Source organism: Streptomyces sp. CC53, assembly GCF_001865245.1.
GTDB lineage: Bacteria > Actinomycetota > Actinomycetes > Streptomycetales > Streptomycetaceae > Streptomyces.
Genome location: NZ_MKXB01000073.1, coordinates 1 through 3,707, shown reverse-complemented (window position 1 = coordinate 3,707; position 3,707 = coordinate 1). Strand labels below are relative to the sequence as shown.

The window sequence follows — 3,707 nt, the reverse complement described above, 5'->3', positions numbered from 1 at the left end:
GCCGGTGGTGGGGCGGGTACGGCCGGGTGGTCCGCCCCCGGTGGGGGTGACGCCGGTGACGCGCCGCCGGGGGACGGCCGCCGGTCGGTGGTCGCCGGTGGTGGGACGTCGGGGGCGGTCGGGCGCCGCGGGCAGCGGGAGCCCGCCCGCGCGGTCAGGTGACGGAGTCGTCCGGCCGGTGGGCCTCGCCCGTGCCGTCCTGCTCCCGCGCGCGTCTGCCGATGACGACGGCGGCCCCCGCGGCACTGGCGACGAACGCCGCGGCCAGCGTCCACGTCCGGTCCAGCCGGTGCCCGGTGAGGTGGTCCAGGGAGTAGCGGCCCGCCCCGGCCAGGCCGAGGGCGGCGGCCGTGAAGCCGAGGAAGGCCGGGTACTCGAAGCCGCCGGACTGGTTGAAGAACCCGGCGGGCACGTGCACCGCGACCGCGCCCGCCATGGTGCCGGCGACGACCGCACCCGCGGCCGGGGTGGCCAGTCCGAGGGCGAGAAGCGTGCCCCCGCCCGCCTCGCCGAGTCCCGCGGCGACCGCGCTGTGCCTGCCGGGGCGGAACCCCATGCCCTCCATGGCCTTCGACGTGCCGTCGACGCCGCCCCCGCCGAACCAGCCGAACAGCTTCTGCGTCCCGTGCGCGATCAGGACGGTACCCGCCCCGGCGCGCAGCGCCAGCAGGCCGAGGTTCGTGCGGCGGCCGCGGTGGCCGGAGCGCGAGCAGGAACAGCGTCGGGACTGTCTCACGGTGGGGCCTCCCGGTGCGGTGGCAGCGTGCGTCGCCGTTCCACTGTGCGCGGCAGCACCTGGCTCGCGCCCCACCGGGCGGGTCATCCGGGTGACCGGGGCGCCGCCACCGGTGCGGCGTCACCCCGTGGCGTCGATGGGCTCCACCTCCAGGAAGCGGCGTCTGCGCGGCCCCCGGTAGAGGAGGGCCTCCCATCCGAGACCGCCCAGCGTGCGGGCGCACGCGGTCAGGGCGCGGTCCTCGTCCTGCGCGGCGCCCGCGCCGGGCGGGCCGAGCCACTCCACCCGTACCGTGCCGGGGCGTTCCCCGGGTGTCACGCGGTAGCCGGTCGCCACCCGCGTCCCGTCCGGGGTGCCGGCCGACGGGGGGAAACCGCCCGCCTCCAGGGCCAGCGCGACCGCCCGCACCGGTTGGTGGCGCTCCCAGTCGGCGGGCACCGCCCGCGGGTCGCCGCCCGCTCCACGGGTGAGGCGGCGGATCTGCAGCAGCCCTTCGTACGCCACGCGCACCTCGGCGACTCGCCGCCGCGCCGCTTCGGTGTCCGTCGCCGGGTCCGGCAGGGCGGGCCCGTCTCCCGTGGCCGCCTCGAACGACTGCCCGTTCGCCATGTCGCGCGCTCACTTCCCTTCCCCCTCGATCCGGTTCCACGGTAGGCGGCGGCACTGACACGGCGGCCGCGGCCGTTTCCGTACGGAGCACTCCGAGGGGCGGGCGCCGCCGGTGTTCGCGACGATGGTGGCCGGAACGCCGGGGCGGGCGAGGTGGCGCGGAGCAGCGGAGGAGGCGTCGAGCATGAGGCTGCCGTACACGCGCCGCTCGCATGCCGCCGCGCTCGCGGTGCTCCTGCTGCTCATCGCGACCTGCCTGGCGGTCAACCCTTCATCGGCACCGCGGCGCCCGGACGCGGCCGTGCCCTCGACGCCGGCCGTGCCCCGCCCCGTACGGCACCAGGGTCCGCGGCCGGAGATCGTGCCGCGCGCGGCGTGGCGGGCGGAGACCGTCACCACCGCGCCCGCCGCCCGGTACGCGCCGGCCGTGAAGGCAGCGGTCATCCACCACACGAGCACGCCGAACGGCTACGACTGCGCGTCCGTGCCGCGGCTGCTGCGCGGCCTGTACGCGGGGCACGCCTTCGGACGGCACTGGGACGACATCGGCTACAACTTCCTCGTCGACGCCTGCGGCACCATCTACGAGGGGCGCGCGGGGGGCGTGGACCGGCCGGTCGTCGGCGCGCACACCAAGGGCTTCAACGAGGGCACGGTCGGCATCGCGGCGATCGGGACGTTCACGGAGGGCGCGGACGTCCCCGAGCCGATGCTGGACGCGATCGCCCGGCTCGTCGCGTGGAAGCTGGACCCGTGGGGGCCCGACCCGCGCGGCACGGTGGCGCTGGTGTCGACGAACGACGAATCCCGCTATCCGGAGGGCACCACGGCCCGGCTCCCCGTGGTGGGCGGTCACACCGACGGCTATCAGACGCGCTGCCCGGGCGCGGCCCTCTACGCGCGGCTGCCCGAGGTCAGCGCGCGGGTGGCACGCCTGCAACGGCGCTGAACCGGGAGGACGGCGCCCTGGGCGGAGCCGTGAGGACCGCCCCGGCGTGGGGCCGCGGACGCCCATCGGGTACACATGGCCGTGCGGTGGTCGGGGGACCGCGCGGTGGTACCGCGCGTCCGAGGTGCTCGTGGCACCCGGTCGGCTCCCGGGGTCCGCGCCACCGGTGTCACGGCGGAAGCAGGCCGGTGCTGCGTGCGGGGCGCCGGGAGTCCGCGGTCGCCCGTCCGGCGGGGTGCCGGAGACGGGAGGCGTGCGGAGTCGGCAACGGCCCCGGAGACGGGAGGCGTCCTGCCCCGGAGGTCGCGGCGGGGGGTTCGGGATTCTCGGAGGACCCGGGCGACTTTTGTGTTGTCGGCGGGGCCGTGCCGGGTCTCCGGGGAGGAAGGACCTGCGGGAGCCGGTGGTGACACCTCTGTCGTGGGCGCGGAAGGAAGACAAGGCGGGACGGACGGCATGCACAGGGAAAGCGAGCACAGCCCGGAGCTGGTCAGTGCGGCACGGGCGGGTGACGGGCCCGCCCGGGAACGCCTCGTCGCGGACTACCTGCCGCTCGTCTACAACATCGTCGGCCGGGCCCTGGACGGACACGCGGACGTGGACGACGTCGTCCAGGACACCATGTTCCGCGCGCTGGACGGACTCGGCGGGCTGCGGGAGCCGTCCCGGTTCCGGCCGTGGCTGGTGGCGATCGCGATGAACCAGATACGGCGCCGTTGGAGGGACCGCCAGCCGGTGTCGGTGGCCTCCCTCGACCGGGCTGAGGAGCGGCCCGATCCGGCAGGGGACTTCGTGGACCTGACGATCCTGCGGCTGGGGCTGTCGGGGCAGCGCCGGGAGGTGGCGGAGGCGACGCGCTGGCTCGACGAGGACGACCGGGAGCTGCTGGCCCTGTGGTGGCAGGAGGCCGCGGGCGAACTGACGCGTGCGGAGCTGGCGGACGCGCTGGGCGTGCCCGCGCGTCACGCGGCGGTGCGGGTGCAGCGGATGAAGGAGCGGCTGGAGACGGGGCGGGTCGTGGTGCGGGCGCTGGGGGCGCGGCCGCGCTGCCTGGAGCTGGCACGGTTGACGGACGACTGGGACGGGCGCCCGGCGGGGGTGTGGCGCAAGCGGGTCGCGCGGCACGCCCGCGGGTGCCGGACCTGCGGCGGGCACTGGGCGAACCTGGTCCCGGCGGAGGGGCTCCTGGCAGGTCTCGCCCTGGTGGTGCCGCTGTCCGGCTACCCCTCGGTGCCGGTCGACCCGTCCGCCCTGGCGGCGTCATCGGCCCCGGAGGCCGCCCCCGTACCGCCGACGGAACCGGTCCCGGCGGCGGACGCGGGCCTGCCGGGGTACGTGCCGGGGGACGCCGGACTGCCGGGGACGGCGGGGGCGTGGGGGGACGCGGGGTCGGCGGCGGGTCCCGGGCACATC

At 77.1% G+C, this 3,707-nt stretch carries 4 protein-coding genes; 2 read left to right on the top strand and 2 right to left on the bottom strand.

Annotation, left to right across the window (positions count from 1 at the left end; genetic code table 11):
- Window positions 1-154 precede the first annotated feature (154 nt).
- On the bottom strand, window positions 155-736 hold the full coding sequence (locus tag BJP40_RS06790; protein ID WP_071279446.1) for a DoxX family protein: 582 nt from the start codon (window positions 734-736) through the stop codon (window positions 155-157).
- Window positions 737-856: 120 nt separating this feature from the next.
- Window positions 857-1,345: a hypothetical protein gene (locus BJP40_RS06785; RefSeq protein WP_071279445.1), complete on the bottom strand. Its 489-nt coding sequence runs from the start codon at window positions 1,343-1,345 to the stop codon at window positions 857-859.
- A gap of 184 nt (window positions 1,346-1,529) precedes the next feature.
- On the opposite strand from BJP40_RS06785, the gene BJP40_RS06780 reads away from it, so the two are divergent.
- Window positions 1,530-2,294: a peptidoglycan recognition protein gene (locus tag BJP40_RS06780; protein WP_071279443.1), complete on the top strand. Its 765-nt coding sequence runs from the start codon at window positions 1,530-1,532 to the stop codon at window positions 2,292-2,294.
- A 456-nt stretch (window positions 2,295-2,750) separates the two neighbouring features.
- On the top strand, window positions 2,751-3,707 hold a 957-nt coding region (locus BJP40_RS06775; RefSeq protein WP_143065897.1), incomplete at its 3' end, for an RNA polymerase sigma factor.